20 protein-coding genes are annotated in these 20,715 nt (G+C 69.6%); 10 read left to right on the forward strand and 10 right to left on the reverse strand.

Annotated features, from left to right (window positions below; genetic code table 11):
- Positions 1-236 precede the first annotated feature (236 nt).
- Positions 237-1,067, reverse strand: a complete 831-nt coding sequence (locus K7W41_RS05100) for a hypothetical protein (protein ID WP_224605358.1) — start codon at positions 1,065-1,067, stop codon at positions 237-239.
- 187 nt (positions 1,068-1,254) lie between these two features.
- Here K7W41_RS05100 and K7W41_RS05105 point away from each other — a divergent pair, with 187 nt between their 5' ends.
- Both K7W41_RS05105 and K7W41_RS05110 read left to right on the forward strand, forming a co-directional pair.
- Positions 1,255-3,186: a 1,4-alpha-glucan branching enzyme gene (locus K7W41_RS05105; protein WP_224605360.1), complete on the forward strand. Its 1,932-nt coding sequence runs from the start codon at positions 1,255-1,257 to the stop codon at positions 3,184-3,186.
- An 87-nt stretch (positions 3,187-3,273) separates the two neighbouring features.
- Complete coding sequence (locus tag K7W41_RS05110; protein WP_224605363.1) at positions 3,274-4,908, forward strand: GGDEF domain-containing protein; 1,635 nt, start codon at positions 3,274-3,276, stop codon at positions 4,906-4,908.
- A gap of 80 nt (positions 4,909-4,988) precedes the next feature.
- On the opposite strand, the gene K7W41_RS05115 is transcribed toward K7W41_RS05110, so the two are convergent.
- Positions 4,989-5,444, reverse strand: a complete 456-nt coding sequence (locus K7W41_RS05115; RefSeq protein WP_224605366.1) for a hypothetical protein — start codon at positions 5,442-5,444, stop codon at positions 4,989-4,991.
- A gap of 93 nt (positions 5,445-5,537) precedes the next feature.
- Between K7W41_RS05115 and K7W41_RS05120 the strand changes: the two genes are divergently transcribed.
- From K7W41_RS05120 to K7W41_RS05140, 5 genes are all read left to right on the forward strand, one after another.
- On the forward strand, positions 5,538-5,819 hold the full coding sequence (locus tag K7W41_RS05120; protein ID WP_224605369.1) for a hypothetical protein: 282 nt from the start codon (positions 5,538-5,540) through the stop codon (positions 5,817-5,819).
- A 140-nt stretch (positions 5,820-5,959) separates the two neighbouring features.
- Entirely contained in the window at positions 5,960-6,961 is a 1,002-nt protein-coding gene (locus K7W41_RS05125) for an FAD:protein FMN transferase (protein ID WP_224605373.1), read from the forward strand.
- A gap of 234 nt (positions 6,962-7,195) precedes the next feature.
- Positions 7,196-8,008 (forward strand): nitroreductase family protein, encoded by an 813-nt coding sequence (locus K7W41_RS05130; RefSeq protein ID WP_224605374.1) that lies wholly within the window; start codon positions 7,196-7,198, stop codon positions 8,006-8,008.
- Positions 8,009-8,020: 12 nt separating this feature from the next.
- On the forward strand, positions 8,021-8,527 hold the full coding sequence (locus K7W41_RS05135) for a hypothetical protein (RefSeq protein WP_224605376.1): 507 nt from the start codon (positions 8,021-8,023) through the stop codon (positions 8,525-8,527).
- Positions 8,528-8,547: 20 nt separating this feature from the next.
- Positions 8,548-9,729 (forward strand): trans-sulfuration enzyme family protein, encoded by a 1,182-nt coding sequence (locus K7W41_RS05140; protein ID WP_224605378.1) that lies wholly within the window; start codon positions 8,548-8,550, stop codon positions 9,727-9,729.
- Positions 9,730-9,809: 80 nt separating this feature from the next.
- Here K7W41_RS05140 and K7W41_RS05145 read toward each other — a convergent pair whose 3' ends face one another.
- The 3 genes from K7W41_RS05145 to mnmD all read right to left on the reverse strand — a co-directional run bounded on the left by K7W41_RS05145 (position 9,810) and on the right by mnmD (position 12,563).
- A complete protein-coding gene (locus tag K7W41_RS05145; RefSeq protein ID WP_224605380.1) occupies positions 9,810-10,811 on the reverse strand; it encodes an isocitrate/isopropylmalate dehydrogenase family protein in 1,002 nt (333 codons plus the stop codon).
- A 61-nt stretch (positions 10,812-10,872) separates the two neighbouring features.
- Positions 10,873-11,838 (reverse strand): FAD-dependent oxidoreductase, encoded by a 966-nt coding sequence (locus K7W41_RS05150; protein ID WP_224605382.1) that lies wholly within the window; start codon positions 11,836-11,838, stop codon positions 10,873-10,875.
- Positions 11,835-12,563 carry a tRNA (5-methylaminomethyl-2-thiouridine)(34)-methyltransferase MnmD gene (gene mnmD / locus K7W41_RS05155; protein ID WP_224605384.1) on the reverse strand — a complete coding sequence of 243 codons (729 nt, stop codon included), beginning with the start codon at positions 12,561-12,563 and terminating at the stop codon, positions 11,835-11,837. Before mnmD ends, K7W41_RS05150 begins: the two co-directional genes overlap by 4 nt.
- Positions 12,564-12,892: 329 nt before the next feature.
- Between mnmD and K7W41_RS05160 the strand changes: the two genes are divergently transcribed.
- On the forward strand, positions 12,893-14,905 hold the full coding sequence (locus K7W41_RS05160) for an elongation factor G (RefSeq protein ID WP_224605386.1): 2,013 nt from the start codon (positions 12,893-12,895) through the stop codon (positions 14,903-14,905).
- Positions 14,906-15,221: 316 nt separating this feature from the next.
- Complete coding sequence (locus K7W41_RS05165) at positions 15,222-16,235, forward strand: threonine aldolase family protein (RefSeq protein ID WP_224605389.1); 1,014 nt, start codon at positions 15,222-15,224, stop codon at positions 16,233-16,235.
- A gap of 74 nt (positions 16,236-16,309) precedes the next feature.
- Here K7W41_RS05165 and K7W41_RS05170 read toward each other — a convergent pair whose 3' ends face one another.
- From K7W41_RS05170 to K7W41_RS05185, 4 genes are all read right to left on the reverse strand, one after another.
- Positions 16,310-16,696, reverse strand: a complete 387-nt coding sequence (locus K7W41_RS05170; protein ID WP_224605392.1) for a hypothetical protein — start codon at positions 16,694-16,696, stop codon at positions 16,310-16,312.
- Positions 16,697-16,775: 79 nt separating this feature from the next.
- The gene (locus K7W41_RS05175; RefSeq protein ID WP_224606169.1) at positions 16,776-17,522 is read right to left on the reverse strand and encodes a chlorite dismutase family protein; all 747 of its coding nucleotides are present in this window, start codon (positions 17,520-17,522) and stop codon (positions 16,776-16,778) included.
- A 119-nt stretch (positions 17,523-17,641) separates the two neighbouring features.
- Positions 17,642-18,670: an aldo/keto reductase gene (locus K7W41_RS05180; protein ID WP_224605396.1), complete on the reverse strand. Its 1,029-nt coding sequence runs from the start codon at positions 18,668-18,670 to the stop codon at positions 17,642-17,644.
- Between the two features lie 51 nt (positions 18,671-18,721).
- Positions 18,722-19,306 (reverse strand): hypothetical protein, encoded by a 585-nt coding sequence (locus K7W41_RS05185; RefSeq protein ID WP_224605399.1) that lies wholly within the window; start codon positions 19,304-19,306, stop codon positions 18,722-18,724.
- Between the two features lie 39 nt (positions 19,307-19,345).
- Between K7W41_RS05185 and K7W41_RS05190 the strand changes: the two genes are divergently transcribed.
- Positions 19,346-19,717 carry a VOC family protein gene (locus K7W41_RS05190; protein WP_224605402.1) on the forward strand — a complete coding sequence of 124 codons (372 nt, stop codon included), beginning with the start codon at positions 19,346-19,348 and terminating at the stop codon, positions 19,715-19,717.
- Positions 19,718-19,901: 184 nt separating this feature from the next.
- Here K7W41_RS05190 and lepB read toward each other — a convergent pair whose 3' ends face one another.
- On the reverse strand, positions 19,902-20,711 hold the full coding sequence (gene lepB / locus K7W41_RS05195; RefSeq protein WP_224605404.1) for a signal peptidase I: 810 nt from the start codon (positions 20,709-20,711) through the stop codon (positions 19,902-19,904).
- Between the last annotated feature and the right edge of the window lie 4 nt (positions 20,712-20,715).

Consider the following 20,715-nt stretch of genomic DNA (forward strand, 5'->3'; position numbering starts at 1 on the left):
TTGCATGAGCTCTGGGAATAGGGAGATGGTGCAGGGTGGACCTTCTGCTTGGCAGGAGCGCACGGCGATCAGACCCGCCAATTTCTATCGCCCGGCGCTCGCTTGATCTGGACTGTCCGGGCCAGCAGCCATTTCCAGGCCATGACGAAGTATTACGAGCTCATGGGGTGGGGCACGTATGACACAGCGTATGTCGATGATCACCAGCCTTACCCAGAAAGCTGGGGCGATGCCCCTCAGGGTGTTGCAGACGGGGGTTGACCAGAAGCGTAAAGCGGCGTGAAGGCGATGACACTCAGCCCCAGGGCCAGATCGTCGGCCCGTTCTTCGGGCGTGTCGCCCCAGGTGTCCACGGTCACGGTGGTGGCACCTGCCGCCCGCGCGGCCTGACACACCGCCAGCAGCAGGGCGCGGCGCAGCGGGCCGCCGCGCCAGTCTGGGTGAACACCGGGGCTGCCCACGGCAAGCTCATGCCCGTCCAGCCACGCGCGGCAGATACCCAGGGGTTGGCTGGATGAGGCCAGCGCCACGCGGCTGAGGTCCTCGTTCACGCCCCCTGCGCCCGGCTGCACGTCCGCTTCTGTGGCGAAGGTATGGCCAATGCGGTCGGCATACGTTCGCTGCGCGGCCAGCCGCTGGGAAGGGCTGGACAGGTCGGCCAGGGGCAGCAGGGTAACGCCGTCGGGGGCACAAGGCAGCCCACCGGGCAACGGTCCACTGAGCTGGGCGTAGGCGCTGACCTCGCGCCAGCCCAGGGCCTGCAGGGCAGAGGCTGGCAGCAGGGCCTCGTCGGCGTAGGCATATAGCGGCCCGGTCGCCTGCGCCGCCCCGAGCAAAAGCCGTGCAGCCTCATGTTGCTCAACACCAGCCACGGCGCCGCCCAGCACCTCCTGCCCGTGGGCCGGTGAGGGGCGCAGGGCAAGGGCCCCCAACAGCGCGCCGCCAGGCGACCAGACCGCCCACGCTCCACTCAGCTGCGGCCCCAGTGCGCTCAGGTCAGCCCCCAGCACCTGCCCCACCAGCGGCAACGCGGCGTCGGTGGGCAGGGCGTCCAGTCGCAGGGGCACGCGCCAGTCTAGGCTGCAGGGAGAACCCGCGCTGCCGCAGTTGTGCCCCTCCTCGACGTCTAGACGCCTTGACCCCTCAACCTCCGGCTGCTCCTCACCGCCTCCCGCCTCCTGCTCCCCGCACCCCACCTTTATCTTCCCGTCAGATTGTGCCGGCCCCGAACGGGGCGCCGCTAGACTTTGCCCCATGAGTGAACCGCTTCCGCTGGATCATGGGCACCTGCAAAAACTGGTCACGGCGGACCTCGTGCGCCCCGATCACCTGCTGGGCGCGCACCCCACCACAGAAAACGGGGTAGAGGGCGTGCGGTTTGGCGTCTGGGCCCCCAATGCCCACCATGTGAGTGTGGTCGGCGACTTTAACGGCTTCAATGGCTTTGACCATCCCATGCAGCGCCTGGATTTTGGCTTCTGGGGGGCCTTTGTGCCGGCGGCGCGCCACGGGCAGCGCTACAAGTTCCGTATCACCGCCCAGGACGGCCGCACCGAGGACAAGATGGACCCCTACGGCACCTTTTTCGAGGTGCGCCCGGCCACCGCCAGCATCATCTGGAACCAGCCGTTCACCTGGACTGACGACCGCTGGATGGGGGCCCGCGAGCCGGGGCTGGAGCGCCCGGTCAGCATCTACGAGGTGCACCTGCCCTCGTGGGCGCGGCGCGACGACGGCTGGTTCATGAATTACCGCGACCTTGCCCACCGCCTGGGCGACTACGTGCAGTACATGGGCTACACCCATGTGGAACTGCTGGGGGTCATGGAGCACCCCTTTGACGGCTCGTGGGGCTATCAGGTCACCGGGTACTACGCGCCCACCAGCCGCATGGGCAGCCCCGAGGACTTCAAGTATTTCGTCAACCACCTGCACAGCCTGGGGATCGGTGTGATTCTGGACTGGGTGCCGGGGCATTTTCCCACCGATAACGCGGGCCTGGCGCACTTTGACGGCGGCCCGCTGTACGAATACGCCGACCCCCGCAAGGGCTTTCACCAGGACTGGAACACCTACATTTTCGACTATGGCCGCAACGAGGTCGTGATGTTCCTGATCGGTTCGGCCCTGAAGTGGCTGCAGGACTTTCACCTGGACGGCCTGCGGGTGGACGCCGTGGCCAGCATGCTGTACCTGGATTTCTCGCGCACCGAGTGGGTGCCCAACATTCACGGCGGGCGCGAGAACCTCGAAGCCATCGCCTTTCTCAAGCGTCTGAACGAGGTCGCGCACCACATGGCCCCGGGCTGCATGATCATTGCCGAGGAAAGCACCTCGTTCCCGGGCGTGACCACCCCGGCGCCGTTTGGCCTGGGCTTTGACTACAAATGGGCGATGGGCTGGATGAACGACAGCCTGCGCTACTTCGAGCAGGACCCGCTGTGGCGCAAGCACCACCATCACGCCCTGACGTTTTTCAACGTGTACCGCACCAGTGAGCACTTTGTGCTGGCGATCAGCCACGACGAGGTGGTGCACCTGAAAAAGAGCATGGTGGCCAAGATGCCGGGCGACTGGTATGCCCAGCGCGCCGGCTACCGCGCCTTTCTGGCCCTGATGTGGACCACGCCGGGCAAGAAGCTGCTGTTCATGGGCCAGGAGTTCGCACAGCCCACCGAATGGAACCACGACGCCCCGCTGCCCTGGCACCTGGCCGATGTGCCCGACCACCGGGGCGTGATGAATCTGGTGCGGCGCCTGAACGGCCTGTACCGCACCCGCCCGGACTGGCATGTGGGTGACACCAAAGAAGAAGGCATGCTCTGGCTGAGCGCCGACGACACCGAGAGCAGCGTGTACGCCTTTGTGCGCCGCGATCCGCAGGGGGGGGCCTGGAGCGTGGTGGTGGCCAACCTGACCCCGGTGTACCGCGAAGGCTACCCGGTGGGCGTGCCGCAGGGCGGCGCCTACCGCCTGCTGCTCTCTACCGATGACGGCGACTACGGCGGCTTTGGCACCCAGCAGCCCGACCTGCTGGCGAAGGAGGAAGGGTGGCACGGCCAGACCCACCACCTGCGTCTGAACCTGCCCCCCAACAGTGTGCTGGTGCTGAGCCCGGCCCACGAACTGGCCGACGGAGAAGCTGCGGAGGCCGAAGCGGTAGAGGTGGCCTCGGCTCAGCCGTAACGCGGGGCCTGGGGCCGCCGCGCCTTAAGGCCCCGTACCCGTGTGCGCCGTGACAGCCCCGAGAGGCCGGGCTTGCCACACTGCTCCATGACCGAGTCGGGGCTGGGGGCCCAGGAACTGGCCCGCCTGCTGGTGGCCGCCGAGGAGCGCAAGCTGGGCGACCCGGTGCAGGGCGCCGCACTGGCCCGCGAGGCCCTGGCGCTGGCCGAAGCCCTGGGGGACACCCGCGCCCAGGCGCTGGCCCTGACCATGCTGGGCGCCAGCGCCATCTACCGTGCGGATTACCCGGGGGCCCTGAGCGCCCTGGAACGTGCCCAGACCCTGGCCGACCCCCACTTCCCCGATCTGCTGGGCAACAATGCCAACGCCCTCAGCGTGGCTTATTTTCGCCTGGGCCATTATCCCGAAGGCATGGAACACGCCCTGCGCGGCCTGCAACTGGCGCAGCTGCACGGGGACGGGGTGCTGGAAGCCAAGGTGCTGTCCAACATGGCGCTGATGGCCTGGGAACTGCAGGACCACGAGGACGCCTTGGCGCTGCACCAGCGGGTGGCGGGGGTGCTGGCGGCCCTGCAGGCGGCAGGGGAGGGCGGGGGCATGCCCGCGCTGCAGGGTGCCATCAACGACCTGAATATCGCCATTGACCATTACCACCTGGGCCACCCCGAACAGGCGCTGGCCCTGGGACAGGCGGCGCTGCCCACCCTGCGCGCCCTGGGGTTGCGCCAGCCCGAGGCCGTGGCCCTGACCTACCTCACCCTGACCCTGCTGGACCTGGGCCGCCACGAGGACGCCCGGCCCCTGTGCGAGGCGGCGCTGGAACTGCACCGCGCCGGCCAGGAAAAGGATTTCGAGGCCTACACCCTGCTGGCCCGCGCCCGGCTGCACGGCCACGCGGGCGACCCGGGGGCCGCGCAGACCGACCTGCGCGCAGCCCTGGCGCTGGCCCAGAGCGCCGGGCTGCGCGGACGCGAGGCCGAGGTGCATGCCGCGCTGGCCGAACAGTACGAAGCGGCGCGCGACTTTGAAGCCGCGCTGCACCATCACAAGCGGTATGTGACGCTGGAACGCGCCCTGCACGCCCAGACCCTGGACCGCAAGGCCAAGGTGCTGGCGGTGCAGGCCAAGGTGTCGCTGCTGCAGCGCGAGGCGGAACTGGAGCGGCGGCGCAGCGCCGAGCTGGAACAGCTGAACGCCGAGTTGCGGCAGGCCGAGCACCGCGCGCGCACCCTGGCCACCCACGACCCGCTGACCGGCCTGCCCAACCGCGCGCTGTTTCTGGAGGGGCTGGATCAGGCGCTGGGCCGCGCGGGCCCCGAGCCGCTGGCGCTGCTGTTTCTGGACCTGGACGGCTTCAAGGCGGTCAATGACACCCTCGGGCACGCCGCCGGTGACGAGTTGCTGCGCGAGGTGGCGAGGCGGCTGCGCGCGGGCGTGCGCGAATCGGACCTGCTGGCGCGGCTGTCGGGCGACGAATTTGTGGTGATGCTGCGCGGCCTGGACGAAGGCGGGGCCACGCAGGTGGGCGCGCGCCTCCTGGGGGCCCTGCAGGGGACGGTGTGGCTGGGCGCAGAGGCCGTGCAGGTGGGAGCCAGCTGCGGCTGCGCGCTGTACCCGGGGCAGGCCCGTGACCGCGAGGCCCTGCTGCACGCCGCCGACCAGGCCATGTACGAGGCCAAACGCGCGGGCAAGAACCAGTTGCGGGTGTACCGGGGCCCGTAGGGTGGACCGGCCAAATCAGAACAAGCAGTGTGGTCCCTGTGGCTCCCGTTATTCCAGCACCTCGTGTTTTACATTGCCCCTCAGAGGTGATGAGCGCGACAAAATTCAAGCAAGCCTTGCTGCACGGACCAGACCGTGCGCGCGGCTTGTCGCAAGGTTGCTTCGTCATGTGGCACTTCAAGCTGTGCCCGGACGCCCGCGAGCGGGGCTGTAATGGACAAGGCCTGCGTTCCAAGTTCGCGCGTGCTGTGTGTTCGGATCTTTTGTACTTTCCTCGAGAGGTCCTCAATAGACCGGAGGACGTCGGAGGCGGTGCTGCGCTGCACGCTCCACTCCTTGTAATTCAGCAGAGGGCGCCCCGCCTCCCGCATGCAGCGCAGGATGTTGTCCATGAGGCCGGGTTCGCCATCAAGAATCGCCATGCCCTGGCCAGTCTGAAGGTTGAATGGAAAGAACTCTCTTCGATCGAGATGCGCAATCACCCACTCTGGCGCAGAGCCATCCCAGAGATAGCGGTAGTTCACGAGCTCAGACATACCCGTAGCTTAGCCAGACGCTGGTCTGCCTGGAGTTGATGACTTGGTCGACACGTCCTGGTTCCGGGCCACGCACCTGCTCTAATGACCCCCATGAGCGCCCCTGACCCCACCCCGCGCCCGGGGCCCGACGCCCTGACCATGCTGAGTTTCGCCCTCCTGGGGGTACTGGCGCTGCTGCTGCTGTGGCCGCTGCTCACGGGCGGCGCCGCGCCCAGTCCGGCGCTGGTGGGGGGCCTGCTGCTGCTGCGGCTGGGGCTGCAGGTGCTGCGTGCCCGGCGCGACGAGCGCCTGCGCCGCCCGGCCAGCTGGGCGCTGGACCTGCTGCTGATCGCCCTGATTTTCGGGCAGCTCAGCCGCCAGCCGGGCGGGTAAGTGCAGGCGCGAATGCGCTAGCCAAGCGTGTCTGCCGCGTTTGGGGGCGCGTGGAGACAGCGCCCGCGCGCCCAGCCTCCCCTCGCGTTCTGGACAGGGCCAGCACCACCCCTCGCGCAAAGCAGGCTCCGGGGGGCACAATGAGGGGCGTGACCTTCATCGGGCTGCTGGGGGCGGCGCGGCGACTGGGCACGCGGCCGCCTTACCGGCTGCGGGGCCAGTACACGCGTCTGCTGGACACGGCCCTGGAGGTGCAGATCGTGGCGGCCAGCCGCGCCCAGGCCGAGCAGGCCGAACACGACGCCCTGAGTGAACTGGAGCGCCTGGGGCGCGTGCTGGGCGACACCGATCCGCAGAGCGAGTGGCGACGCTGGCAGGCGCACCCTGAAGGAACACCGCTGCCCCTCAGCCTGGACCTGACGGCGGTGCTGCGCCTCGCGGACCACTGGCGCGTGCGCAGTGGGGGCGCCCTGCACCCGGGCGCTGGGGTGCTGAGTGACCTGTGGCGCCACGCGGCGCATGCCGGCCGGGAACCCCCACCGCAGGAGGTGCAGCGGCTGGTCAGCTCTTTGCAGGGGCCCCCGTGGACCCTGCACGCCGATGGCCGCGCCACCCTGCACGCGCGGGCGCCGCTGGCGCTGGGCGCGCTGGCCCGGGGATACATGGTGGACCGCGCGGCGGCCGTGGCCTCGCGGGCGGCGGGGGTGCGCCGGGTGACCATCCGCGCGGGCGAGGCCCTGCGGGTGCTGGGCCCTGGGCCCGTCACCGTGGCGGTGGCCGATCCCTTTACCGCCATGGACAACGCCCCGTGTCTGGCGCGCGTGCGCGTGCAGGGCGGGGCGCTGGCCATGCGCGGCGCGGCGCGCCCGGGGCAGCCGGTGGGCGAGCCCCCGTTCCGGCCGCTGGTGGACCCCCGCACCGGGTGTCCCGCGCCCCAGGTGCCCGGCCTGACCGTCACGGCCCCCGACGGCGCCACTGCCGAGGCCCTGGCCACGGTGCTGGGCGTGGTGGGCGTGCGCAGCGGGCTGGCCCTGGTGGATCAGACGCCCGGCTGCGCGGCGCTGGTGGTGACCCCGGACGGCCAGCGCCACCGCAGCCGCGCGTGGCCCCGCCAGAGCCCCCGGGATGATCAGGGCTGGTAGGGGGACGGGCCCCCAGCTTGGTTTGAAAGTGGAAGCGCCGGACGACTTGCCCTGCACTCTGAATTGCAGCGTTGGGAGTCCCCTTCTCGCTTGAGAGGAGGCTGGACGTGTGGGGAAACCGCGCCCGGCGAGTGAGCCCTCGGGCGACGGGCCAGCCCTGAAGACGGCATTGGCGCTCGGGGGGCCTTCTGCGGCGCGGCGCCCGTCCACATCGCCGGGGCTATCCTGCGCCGCATGAGTGCGCCCCACCCCCTGACCCCGGAACAGGTCACCGCCTTTTACGATGCTCACCGCACGGTGCGGCAGTACGAAACGCACCCGGACGGCTCGCCGCTGCCGCTGCCCGCCGCACACCTGGAAGCCATCCTGCACGCCGCGCAGCGCGCCCCCACCGACGCCACCGCGCAGCTGTATTCCCTGATTCGCCTAACCCGCCCAGAGGTGCGCGCCCGCATGGCCGAGCTGACCACGAACGCGCATATCGCTGCGGCGTCGGAAGCCTTTGTGGTCTGCGCCGACGTGCGGCGCACCGGGCGGGTGCTGGAAACGGGGGGGCGCACCCCCGGGCACTGGCCGGCCATTGCCGTGCACTTCGGCATTGGCGACGCGGTGATGGCCGGCACCAACCTGCTGACCGCCGCCGAACTGCTGGGCTACCAGGGCTGCTGGATTGGCGGGGTGCTGAACGGCCTGGACGGCATTCTGGACCTGCTCAAGCTGCCCCCCGGCGTGCTGCCGTTTGCGGGCCTCACGGTGGGCCGCCCGGCCGAAACGCCGCCCCAGCGCCCCCGCGTGCCGCGCCCGCTGGTCATTCACACCGATGAATACCGCGACGGCACCGAAGCCGAGCTGCAGGAGGCCGTGGCGATCATGAACCCCATTGCCGCGCGGGGAGGCAAGCCCGGCGACTGGGTGCGGCTGCTGAACGCCTACTTTGGCGCAGGGGGCAGCATGGAGGCGCGCGAGGTGCATCTGGTGGCCGCCCTGAAGAGGCAGGGACTGTGGGCCGGTAGGGGCGAGGCTCATCCGCCGTCAGGTGACGCCTGATACGGGTGGTGCATGAAACGCCGATGGCTGGGGCTGGGAATCTTGTGGGTGGCTGGGCAGGCGGCGGGGACGTCCTGCGTCTTCCAGGCCTTTGATCAGGCGGTCAAAGCGGCCGAGGTGGTCGCGCTGGTGGAAGTGGAGCGGCATCTGCCCCGGACCGGCACCGGGTTTCCCTCGGTGTTGGATATGCAGGTGCGGGTGCTGGGCACGTATGTGGGCCAGCCGGGGGCCACGCGGCTGACCGTGAGGGGTGATGACGGCATGTCGCCTTTCCCGTATGTCACCCAGTACCCCGTGGGTACACGCTGGGTACTGGCGTTGACCCGCAAGGACTGGCGAACTGGAGCACCTATGCCTGCCGGTCGTTACTCACCTGTGGCCTGCACCGGCCTGGGCTTGCTGGTCAGTGGCCCGGTGGCCTACGGCGTCCTGACCCGGTACGGTCAGACGGGGCCCGCTGATGTGCTGCCCCTCAAGCAGCTTCCGGCCTGGATAAAGGCCTTGAGAAACGCACGCTGAAGCGCCCCTAGAATGCTCGCGTGAGCGCCCCCAAGCCTGCCCCTGACCTGACCACCCTGGCCGCCCGCGCGGGCGAGGAGGCCCGCCCGAACCGCTCGGCGCCGCTGGTGGAGCCGATCTACCAGAGCACCGTCTACGCCTTTGCCGATCTGGACGACCTGGACCGCGCCATGAGCGGTGAAGAACCGGCCAGCTTCTACTACCGCAACGGCACGCCCAACGCCGCCACGCTGGAACGCGCCCTGGCCGCCCTGGAAGGCACCGAGGCCGCCCTGGTGGCCGGCAGCGGGATGGCGGCCATCAGCGCGGCGCTGCTGGGGGTGCTGCGTTCAGGCGACCACATCATCACCGACGCCCGCGTGTACGGCGTGACGTACGCCCTGCTGAAGGAGGAGTTTCCTCGCCTGGGCATCGAGGTGTCCTTTGTGGACGCGTGCAACCACGAGGAGGTGGGCGCCGCCTTCCGGGCGAACACCCGCGTGCTGCATGTGGAGAGCCTGACCAATCCGCTGATGACGGTGCCGGACCTGCCGGCCCTGGCGGCGCTGGCCCACGAACGCGGCGCCCTGCTGAGCGTGGACAACACCTTTGCCAGCCCCGCCATGCTGCGGCCTGCCGAACACGGCGCCGATCTGGTGACGCACTCGGTCAGCAAGTACCTCAGCGGGCACAGCACCGCCTTCGGGGGCGTGGCGTGTGGGCGCGCCGACCTGATCGCCCAGGCCCGCACCCGCTTGCTGCGCCTGGGCGGCACGATGAGCGCCTTTGACGCCTGGATGACCCTGCAGGGCCTCAAAACCCTGGGCCTGCGCATGCGTGCCCACAGCGGCAACGCGCAGGCGGTGGCCGACGTGCTGGTCAACCACCCGCGCGTGAAGGCGGTGTACCATCCGGGGCTCAGCGACCACCCGCAGTTTCACCTGGCGATGGACCTGTTCCCGAATGGGTTTGGCGGCATGCTCAGCGCCGAGATCGAGGACGCGCCCGGTTTTGTGAAGGCCCTGGCGGGCCGCATTCCCCTGGCCCCCAGCCTCGCGGACGTGGTGACCACGCTGTCGTGGCCCTGGGGTACCTCGCACCGCCCGCTGCCTGAAGCCGAGCGCCGCCGCCTGGGCATCACGCCGAATCTGCTGCGCCTGAGCATTGGGATTGAGGATATTGGCGACCTGCTGGGCGAGTTTGAAGCGGCCTTAGAAGGTTGATGGTTGAAGGGTAAGAGTTGATGGAAAAGGAGGGAGGCCCGGAACACTTGCGTCCGGGCCTCCCTCCTTTTTGATCGGCCTTACGCCAGGGCTTTGATCACTGCGTTCGTAAACTCTTCCGTGCCGGCGGTGCCGCCCAGGTCGCGGGTGCGGGGGCCTTCGACCAGGACCTTGTTCACGGCCGCGTCAATGCGGCGGGCGGTGTCGTGGTCGCCAATGTGGTCCAGCATCAACACGGCGGCCAGGATGGTGGCGGTGGGGTTGCTGATGCCCTGCCCGGCAATGTCGGGCGCGCTGCCGTGCACGCTCTCGAAAATGCCGAACTGGTCGCCCACGTTGCCGCTGGCGGCGATGCCCAGGCCGCCCACCAAACCGGCGGCGAGGTCGGACAGGATGTCGCCGAACATGTTGGTCATCACCATCACGTCGAACTGCTGGGGGTTGCGCACCAGCTGCATGGCGGCGTTGTCCACGATCATGGTGGTCGTGTTCAGGCCGTCCACGCCCGCCGCGTGGTCCAAAATGGTGTTCAGGAACAGGCCCTGGGTCACGGGCAGCACGTTGGCCTTGTGCACCACCGTCAGTCGCTTGCCGCGCTTCATGGCCAGTTCGGCGGCAAATTTGCCGATGCGCAGGCTGGCGTCCTTGGTGATCACGGTGTCGGCAATGGCGGTGTCGCCGTAGCGGCGCTCCTGCTCCACGTACAGGCCCTGGGTGTTCTCGCGGACAATCACGAGGTCCACGTTTTCGTAGGCGCCGGGCACCGGGCGGGTCTTGGTGGGGCGCACGTTGGCGTACAGGCCGTACTTCTGGCGCAGGTGGCGAATGGCGCCAAAGAACCCGGCGGGTTTCTCGCCGCTGGGGCTGGTGGCGGCGCCAAACAGGGTGGCGTGGGTGTTCTCCACGGCGTCGTAGGTGGCCTGGGGGACGCTGGTGCCGTGGTCCAGGTAGTACTCGTAGCCGGCTTCGGCGTGCACATATTCGGCGCTAAAGCCAGCGGCGTCGAGCACGCGGCGGGCGGCGGGGATGACCTCGTGGCCAATGCCGTCGCCTTCAATCAAGCAGATGCGGTAGGTCGCCATAACCTGAGCAGTGTAAGCCAGGGGTGGGAAACGCTTCATCCGTCCCCCACGCAGTGGCGCGTTACCCGCCGCGTGACGCCAGCAGTTGCCCTGCCAGCTCACGCGCCAGCAGCGGCCCCAGCAGGAAGCCCTTGCTGCCCAGGCCCCCCAGGCGCCAAGTCCCGTCCGGCTGGGGGCCCGCCTTCAGCCCCGAGAGCCGCGAGCCGGTCCAGCGGCCGGTGACCTGAGTGCCCCGCAGGTCACTCAGCGCCAGCCCCTTGCCCAGTAGCCAGCCCAGCGAGGGGAGGGGTAGGGTTTCGGGCTGCCAGTGTGGCGAGGGGGCCTCAAAGGTGGCGCCCAGCACGCCGCCGGTCCGCGCCGGGGCCAGATACGCCCCAAAGCTGACGGGCTGCCCCGTGACCGCGCGGTCTAGGGTCAGCAGCGTGCCCATGCGGTGGGTGGCGGCCTCGCCGGCCCAGTGCGTGCCCACCGACCCGCCGCAGACCACCACGGCGTCGGCGTGCAGGGGGGCGGCGTCCAGAAGCTGAACCTCGTGCCTGGTCCAGGCCACCGCCCGCCCCCGCACCACCCGCGCCCCCGAAGCGCGCAGCAGCGCCCCGGTGAGCGCCTGCCCGTCCACCCAGCCTCCCTGCGGCAGCGACAGCACATGCGCCCAGCCAGGAGCCAGCGGTTCGGGTGACTCTTCGGGCCTCAGCCACCTATGCGCCAGGTCAGGGGGCAGATTGCGTTCAAAGCGGGCACGTGCCCTCTCGTCTGGGACCGGCCGGAGCACCCCCGCCTGCCCGTGGGGAACAGGCCACCCCTGGCCTTCCAGTTCCCGCACCAGCGCCCAGGTGAACGCCATGCCCGCCAGCGCCCGCGCGTCCACTCCGCCCGACTGGCCCCGCACCGGATTCACCAGCGCGCTGGGCACATGGCTGGCGGTGTGCGCCCCGGCGTCCACCACGGTGACCGCCGCCCCGCCCCGCGCCAGGAAATAGGCCGCCGAGGCCCCCGCAATGCCCGCCCCCACCACCACGACGTTCAAAGCGGCCCTTCCTCCACTTCCCACGCCCCACTCTCCACGTCCCGCACCGCTCGCAGGCATTCCCGTTTCCCTGGCGCGCCGGGCCGCCGCTCTGCCCGCAGCCCCGCCGCCGCCAGCGCCCGGCGCACATGCCCCGCCGCGCTGTAGGTGCCCAGCACGCCGCCCGGCGCCAGGGCGCCCGCCAGCCGCGCCACAAAGTCCGGCGTCCAGACCTCCGGGTTGCGCGACGGCGAGAAGCCGTCCAGGTATAGGGCGGTGGCCCAGTCTCGGGGCAGGTCTGCGGCCAGCACATCGGCAAAGGTGACGGTCACCCGCACGCCGCCGGCCTCCACCTCCACCTCACCCTGCGCGCCGCCGGTCTCCGGCCACGCGGCCAGCAGGGCGGCCCAGGCGGGATGTTCAGCCCCCTGCCCGCCCTCGGCCACGGCGCGCAGCACCTCGCGCGGGGCGGGGTCGAATTCGTAGGCGCGGTAGTGCAGCGCCGTGCCGCGCGCCGCCGTGTCGGCCAGCGTGGCCCGGAAGTTCACGCCCACCCCGAAGCCAATCTCCAGCACCCGGGGCGCGGGGTGCCAGTGGGTGCCCGTGCCCTCCACAAACACATGCCGCGCCTGCGCCGCCGCGCCGTGCCGCGACCCATACGCCTCGCCGTACCGGGCATTGAAGGCCGTGCGCGACCCATCCGGGGTGGGCAGCAGGGCGTAGGCGGGCGGCTCATCGCGGGTCATGGGGGTCAGGATAGGGGGCGGGGGGGGTGTGGGGTGTGGGTCGTGGGTTGTCGGTTGTGGGGTGGAGGGCTGAGGGTCGAGAAGTCTAGGCGTCGAGCAGTCGAGAGGGGATTCGCTTTTCTCGACTGCTCGACCCCTCGACCCTCTGGCGCGCACCACCCCCCTTCCGCCATCTGCCATGCGCCATCTGCCATCTGCTCTCCGCCATCTACCCCCCCAAAAACCCTTACACTCCACCCAACTACCCCCCATCCGCTGCGGCGTGCGTTCGCTGGCTTTCCCTCCTTTGCCCCCGGGGCAGCCTTCCCGGGAAAGGTCTGGTGATCCTCATGCCTGTTCGCGTTGTCAGTCTGGCGGGCCACAGCGGAGCTGGAAAAACCACGCTGGCCGAGGCCCTGCTGTTTCGCAGCGGGGCCATTTCGCGCGCCGGGCGGGTGGAGGACGGCACCGCTCACAGCGACCACACCGAGGCCGAAAAGGCGCACGGCTTTTCCATTCAGACCGGGGTGCTGCGCCTGAACCACGCGGGCACCGACCTGACGGTGCTGGACACGCCGGGCTACGCCGACTTCGTGCGCGAGATTCGCGGCGGGATTCGCGCCGCCGATTCGGCCGCCGTCGTCGTGAGTGCCCTGGGCGGCGTGGAGGTGGGCACCGAGCGCGTGTGGGCCACCGCCGACCGCTTCGAGATGCCCCGGCTGGTTGTGGTGAACAAGATGGACCGCGAGCGCGCCGACTTTTTTGCCGTGCTGGCCGACCTGAGGGCCAGCCTGAAGGGCCCGGTGGCCGCCGCATGGCTGCCGCTGGGCCAGGGCGCGGAGTTTGCGGGGGTGGTGAACGTGCTGACCGGCGAGGCCAGCCCCCCACAGGCCCTGCCGCCCGCCCTGAGTGCGCCCCTGCGGGAAGCGCGCGAGGCCCTGACCGACGCGATTGTGGAAACCGACAACGACCTGATGGCCCGCTATCTGGAAGGCGAGGAGGTGGGCCCAGAAGAGTTGCAGGCCGCCTTCTGGCGCGCGGTGCACGCGGGCACCCTGTACCCGGTGCTGCCCGTGAGCGCCCTGAGCGGCGTGGGCATAGACGTGCTGCTGGACCTGATGGTGCAGGGCCTGCGCTCGGCCCGCGAACGGGGCCCGCTGACCGGCGTGGATGGCCAGACGCGCGAGCCGCTGCCCGACGCCCCCTTCAGCGCGCGGGTGTGGCGGGTGTCGGTGGACCCCTTTGTGGGCAAGCTGGCCTACATTCGCGTGTGGAGCGGCACCCTGCGCCCCGGCGACCCCGTGCGCAACACCACCCAGGGCACCGATGTGCGCCCCATGCACCTCTATGTGCCGGGCGGCAAGGACCTGACCGAGGTGCACGAACTCCCGGCGGGCAGCATTGGCGTGCTCACCAAACTGCCCGACCTGCACGCCGGGGACACCCTGGCCGACCCTGCCCAGCCCATTCAATATGACCCCCTGTGGCTGCCCGAGCCGGCCCACACGCTCGCCATCCACCCCGTCACCCGCGCTGACGAGGACAAGCTGGGCGCCGCCCTGGCCCGCCTGCGCGAGGAAGACCCCACGCTGCTGTACAGCCGAGAGCCGCAGACGGGCGAGCAATTGCTCTCTGGCATGGGGGACATGCACCTGGGCATCGCCGTGGAAAAACTGGCGGCCCTGGGCGTGAACGTCAGGACCAGCACGCCGCGCATTCCCTACCGCGAAACCATTCATGCCGCGTGCGAGGCGCAGGGCAAGCACAAGAAGCAAAGTGGCGGACACGGCCAGTACGGCGACTGCCGCATTCGCATTGAGCCCGGCGAGGGCTTTGCCTTCCGCTCGGCGGTGGTGGGCGGCGCCATTCCCGGCAAGTACATTCCCAGCATTGAAAAAGGCGTGCAGGACGCCATGCAAAAGGGTTCGCTGGCCGGCTACCCCCTCCAGGACGTCCACGTCACCGTGCTGGACGGCAGTTATCACGATGTGGACAGCAGCGACATCGCCTTTCGCACCGCCGGCAGCCTCGCCCTGAAAAATGCCCTGGACGGCGCGCGCCCGGGGCTGCTGGAGCCGGTGTATCAGCTGAAGGTGCGGGCGCCCGCCAGCTTTACCGGCGACCTGATCAGCGACCTGCAAACCCGCCGCGCCCGCGTGCAGGGCATGGACACCAGCGGCACCGTGATTACCGTCACCGCCATCGTGCCCCAGGCCGAGGTGCAGACCTACAGCGCCGACCTGCGCTCGCTGACGGGCGACCGGGGGGCCTTCAGCGTGAAGGCGCACGGCTACCAGCCGGTGCCGGACCATCTGGCGAAAAAGATCATCGAGGAGAGGAAGGGCGAACTGGCCGGGGCGTAGAGGGGCTCAGGCTTCTGGCCACATCACTCGGCACCGGTTGAAGTGGCGCCCTTCCACAACTGGAGGGGCGTTCTTCGCCTTCTCAAGCGGCGTGGAGGGACTGACGATGGGGGTCGGCGTTGGGCTGATAACGGCCGCCCTGTACCCCCCAGCACCGGGGTGAAGGGAGGGCATGTCCGCGCCGCGCCAAGAGCAAGGGGGCAACCTCATGTCGCATGGACCGACTGGGTGGCTGTCCTCAGCGCTCAGCCGCCCCTGCCCGCCCGGCTGGACGCCCCCTGACCCACGGGCCCCGCCCCGGCGTAGCATCCGCTTCATGCCCCTGCCCGTGATTGCTGATCTGCGCTCGGATACCGTCACCACGCCCACGCCGGCCATGCGTGAAGCGATGGCCCAGGCCCCCGTGGGCGACGACGTGTACGGCGAGGACCCCACTGTGAATGCCCTGCAGGCCGAGGTGGCCCGCCTCACCGGCCACGAGGCGGGGCTGTTCATGCCGTCCGGCACCATGACCAATCAGGTCGCCATTGCCCTGCACACGCGCCGGGGCGAGGAAGCCATCTGCGCCGAGGGCTCGCACATCTACGAGTGGGAACTGGGCATGATGGCCACCTTCAGCGGCGTGGTGCCGCGTTTTGTGCCCGCGCCGCTGGGGGTGCCCGCCCCCGAGGATGTGCGCGCCGCCATTCGCCGCAGCATTCACCAGTCGCCCACCGGCATGATCAGCCTGGAAAACACGCACAACAAGGCGGGTGGCACGGTGATTTCCCCTGAAGTGCTGCACCAGATCCGCGCGGTGGCCACCGAAGAAGGACTGCCCTTTCACCTGGACGGCGCCCGCGTATACAACGCGGCGGTGGCGCTGGGCGTGGAACTCCGCGAAGTGACGGGCATGTTCGACACCGTCAGCGTGTGCCTGAGCAAGGGGCTGGGCGCGCCGGTGGGCAGTGTGCTGACTGGCTCGGCAGCGGCCATGAAGCAGGCGCACCGCTACCGCAAGATGATGGGCGGCGGGATGCGGCAGGCGGGCGTGCTGGCCGCCGCCGCGCTGGTGGCCTTGCGAGAAGGCCCCGCCCGGCTGGCCGAAGACCACCGCCGCGCCCGCGTGCTGGCCGAGGGACTGGTGAACGCCGGCTTCCGCGTGAATCTGGCCGCCGTGCAGACCAACATCGTGTACGCCGCGGTGCCAGACGCCGCCCAGCGGGCCGCCACCTGGGCCGAGCAGGGGGTGCTGGCCAATGCCCTGGGCCCGGATTCGGTGCGGTTTGTGCTCCACCACCAGATTGACGACGAGGCACTGGCCCGCGCGATAGGGGTGCTGACGGCGTAAGAACACCCACGCCAGAACAGCCCACGCCTGGGGGAGGAGCGTGGGCTGGTCTGGTCCCTGCCGCGCTGTTCGCCTCAGCCCACGCCGTCCGACCAGATAACCACCCAGGCTTCGGTTCCCCCAAGTTGTTCCAGCGCCCCCAGACGGTGGTTGCCGTCGCGCACGGAGAGCACGTCGCCACGGCGCTGCACGATCAGCGGGGCAAAGCGGGCTCCCCGCTGGTGGGCCTGCATCAGCGCGTCAAGCCGGGCGGTCCACCGCTCGGCTGGCTCGGGGTATTCCATCCCGGGCTCCGGGCCACAGGCACGGCGCAGTGCGGTAATGGCCACCGGCAGCGGGCCTTCCCACTGGCGAGGGGCCAGCCCCAGATTGCCGCCCGGTTGGCGTAGCCAGGTGTCCACCCACGCGCCAATCTCTGCGGGCTGAAGGCCGGGAACGGTAAAGAACTCGCCGGCGGTCATGCTGAGCAGGAGTCTGGGCCCTGAACAGCAAAACGTCCATCCCGGGACTGGCCTGGGATGGACGTGGCAACGGTTGGCTTCAGCCCAGGTCGTTCAGAACTTCGGCCAATTCTTTCTTTACGCAGGTGAACATCGGGGTGTCCTGCAAGGTGTACATGCTGGCTTCGGTGTAGCGCAGGCGGTGCACCAGATCCACGAATTCTTGCGGGTGGTCGGAGTCGAAGCTCACCACAAACTCCTGGTCGTCAATGCCGTAGGAGTAGCTGGTGTTGATCCGCACGCCCTTGAAGGGGCCGCTGGCGTAGATGTGCTCGTCCATCATGCCCTGGCGGCTGTGGGGGGTCAGGTCGTACCACGCCCGCGTTTTCACGAAGGGGTAGATGAACAGGAATTTGCCCTGCCCCGGCAGGATTTCCAGCCCGTGCCCGCTGCCCTCCACGCGGTTGACATACTGGCTGCGCTTGTTCATGGACACGAAGTTGTAGGGCTGCGACAGGTAGCCCATCAGGCGGGTGCGGTTCAGCCGGGCCTGGGCGTCCTGAAACTCGCGCACGTCAAAGGCGATGCGCCACAGCATGAAATCCACGTCGCCGCGCACGCCCACCAGCGAGTAGGGGCGCTGAATCAGGCCCTGCTCGGCCTGTGCGTCGTCCACCCAGCCCTGGGCGGCGGCCAGGAACTCGGCCTTCAGTTCTTCGCGCTCGGCGTGCGGTAGGCGGCGAAAGGTGGGGTCCAGCTTGAAAAAGGCGTAGTTCAGAAACTGGCGCTGGGCGCGGTCGGGTTCCCTCTGCGTCACCTGCCCGCTGGGGTCCAGGTCCACCATCATCTTCGGGCGGCCACCGGGGGCGCCGCCGGGGCGGCCAGCCGCCGCAGGCGGCGCGCCTTCTGGCCGCTGACCCTCAGGGCGCTGACCTTCAGGCCGCTCGCCGCTCACCTGTTCACCACTCACTGGGCCACCACCTGACCGCGCAGGTCATGGGTCATGCCGAAGTTGGCGCGGTAGAGCGTCTGAATGCCTTCGAATTCCTCGTCGGTGAGGGGCGCGGCGTCAAAGGTGGCGGCGTACTCGCGCAGGCCCTCTTCGGAGTAGATATTGGGCAGCACGCTCGCCATCGCCGGGGAGCGCAGGGCGAACTGAATCGCCAGCTGGCCAATGGTGCGGCCCTTGCCCTGCACAAAACCTTCCTGCAACTGCTCCACCTTTTTCAGGCCATCTTCCATCCAGGCCTTGCGGCGGGCGTTGGTGGTCATGCGCCAGTTGCGGTGGTCGCCGGGTTCAAATTCGGTGTCCAGGCTCATGTAGCCTTCCAGCAGCCCCGAAGCGTGCGGCACGCGGGCCATCACGCCCACACCCACCTCCTCGGCCACGGGCAGAATCTGCTCGCCCAGCGCCTGTTCCAGCAGGTTGTAGATGATCTGGGTGGGCGCGCGGCGGTCGCGCACGCTGGCTATGCCCTCTTCAATCTGGCGCTCGTGCTGGGCCGGGCCCAGGGCGGTGCCGTAGGCCAGAATCAGGCCCTCGGCCCTGGCCCGGTCCAGTTCGGCCCACAGGTCGTCGCGCAGGATGGCGTCCATGCGCGGGTTGTGCAGCTGGTAGTAGTCAATGCGGTCGGTGCCCAGCCGCTTCAGGCTGCCTTCCAGCGCGCGGCGCAGGTGGGCCGGCGACCAGTCGTGGGGGCGCTCCTGCTGCCCGGGGCGGTCGGGGTGGTTGTAGATGTCGTAGCCGAACTTCGTGCCAATCACGATCTGGTCGCGCAGGTCCCCCAGGGCCTCGCGCTGCAACTCCTCCGCGCGGCCCGAGGCGTAGGTGTCGGCGTTGTCAAAAAAAGTGATGCCCAGGTCAAAGGCCCGCCTCAGCAGCGCCTTGCCCATCGCCTCGTCCTTGACGCCCCACCAGGTGGTGCCCACCGTCCACACGCCAAAGCCCACCGCGCTCACGGTCAGGTCGGTGCCCAGCAACTTGCGGTATTCCATGTCCGGCACTATTCCACCGCGCCCCGGGGATGGTTGACCCCGAACGACCGGTCAGGCAGGCGTGGGGACCGGAAAGTGCAGGTGGCCCGACGGCACCGCCACCGCCACCAGGGGCCGCACGCGGTCCAGGCCCGGGTGCAGGGCCCCGGCGTCCACCACGCTCAGGCGGGCGGGTTGCACGCGGCCAGTCAGGCCCACCCGGGTCAGCCACCAGCCGGCTCTGCCGTCCAGCCGGGGCTGCGCCAGCGTGCGCCAGGGGGCGGGAACGGGCGCCGTGGACACCGGCAGCGCCGGGCCAAAGCCCTGAAAGGCGAGGTGGGCCAGCGGGCGGCCCTCCTCCTGAATGCGCACCTGCCCGCGTTCCGGCGTGCCCAGCCACTCGAAGCGGGCCAGCGTTTTGGGAATGCCCCAGTTCGCCCGGCCCCAGGCCACGCTCTGCGGCGTGCTCACCGCAATGCGCGTCACCTGTGGGCGTGGCCCGGCGGGGCTGGGGGCGCCCAGGGCCACCCACATCACCTCGTCGTAGGGGCCCACGGGCGAGTGGCTGTAGCGCACCAGCAGCAGCGCGCCGGGCTGGGGGCGGGCATAGACGGCCATCCAGGCGCGGCCACGCAGGTGCCAGGGTGGGGGAGCCATGCCCCGAGCGTACCTTCCCGGGCGGATACCCTGGGGTCCATGCTCAAGCACGTCTCCTTCCTGACCCGCGACCTGGCCGCCGCCGTGGCCTTTTACACCCGCCTGGGCGGCGTGGTCGAAAAGCAGCTCACCACCCCCGAAGGCTATGGCCGCGCGGTGGTGCGCCTGGGCACGGGCCGCCTGCAGTTTTTCGAGGTGGGCGGGGAAGTGCCCGCGCCCCACTCCCACTGGGCCGAGCACATCGCCCTGCATGTTCAGGGCCTGCGCGCCCTGCTGCCAGTGCTACGTGCCCAGGGCGTGCCCGTAACCCGCGACCTGCAGCCCAGCCCCGGCGGGCGCGACATGGCCTTCGTGCAGGACCCGGACGGGCGGCAGGTGGAGCTGCTGGAAGGGGGAACGGTTGATGGATGATGGGTGATGGAGAAGGACCGCCCGCGCGCCGGGGCTAGTCGGCCCGAGCGGCGCTTTGGACGGCGTTTTTGCCGCCCCGCGCCGTGGTCGGCGGCGGGGCGGCGCAGGGGATTGGGCCAGCGGCCCTTGCCCTAAGCGGCGCTGAACCCAGCGGGCCCTGCAGGGCGCAGAAGGGCCGTTCGGCTCAGCGGTTCAGGGCGTTCTGCAACTCGGTAAAGGCGGCTGGGCGGCTTAGCACCCGCCAGTTCAGCACGCTGTCGCCGCTGAACTCAGGCTTGGCACCGATCTGGCAGGCGCCTTTGACATTGACCTTGCGCATGATGGGCCACACCACGGCCGCCGCTCGCCCGGCCACATCGCGCCGGGGCACCGGCCCCACGATGCGCGAATCTTCCGAGCCAGTGGCGGTGCGGTTGTCGCCCATCACGTAGTAGTGCCCCGCCGGCACCGTGAACTCTTCCTGGTCCTGGACCACGTTCACACTCTGCATGAACCCACGCTCACCAATGCGGCTCGACTGCGCCAGATTCGCCACCGGGCTTTCCGTGTCCCAGCAGCCCTGGGCCTTCCAGAAATCGGTGGTCCAGCCTGAATCCAGCTTCACGCCGTTCACGCTCACCTCGCCGCCCTGAATGCGGATCTTGTCGCCGGGCAGGCCGATCAGGCGCTTGATCAGAAAGGGCCGGTAGGTCCACAGGTTCAGGGGCGCGGCCTTGGTGAGGTTTTCAATCTTGGCGCTGGCCTCGCGCGGGGGCTTGAAAATCAGGATATCGCCGCGCTTGAACTCGCCAATGCCCGCCTTGTGCAGCCACGTTTCGTACTTGGGCACAAACACGCGCTCGCGGTCACGCAGGTTGGGCATCATGCTCACGCCGTCCACGCCCACCAGCGTGGCAACAAACTGCGTGATCACCACCGCGAACACGATGGGTTCCAGCACTTCCTTCCACAGTTTCTGAAGGGGGCTCAGGGCGGGCTTGTCTGGTCTGGTCATGCAC

It is taken from the genome of Deinococcus multiflagellatus (assembly GCF_020166415.1).
Lineage (GTDB): Bacteria > Deinococcota > Deinococci > Deinococcales > Deinococcaceae > Deinococcus > Deinococcus multiflagellatus.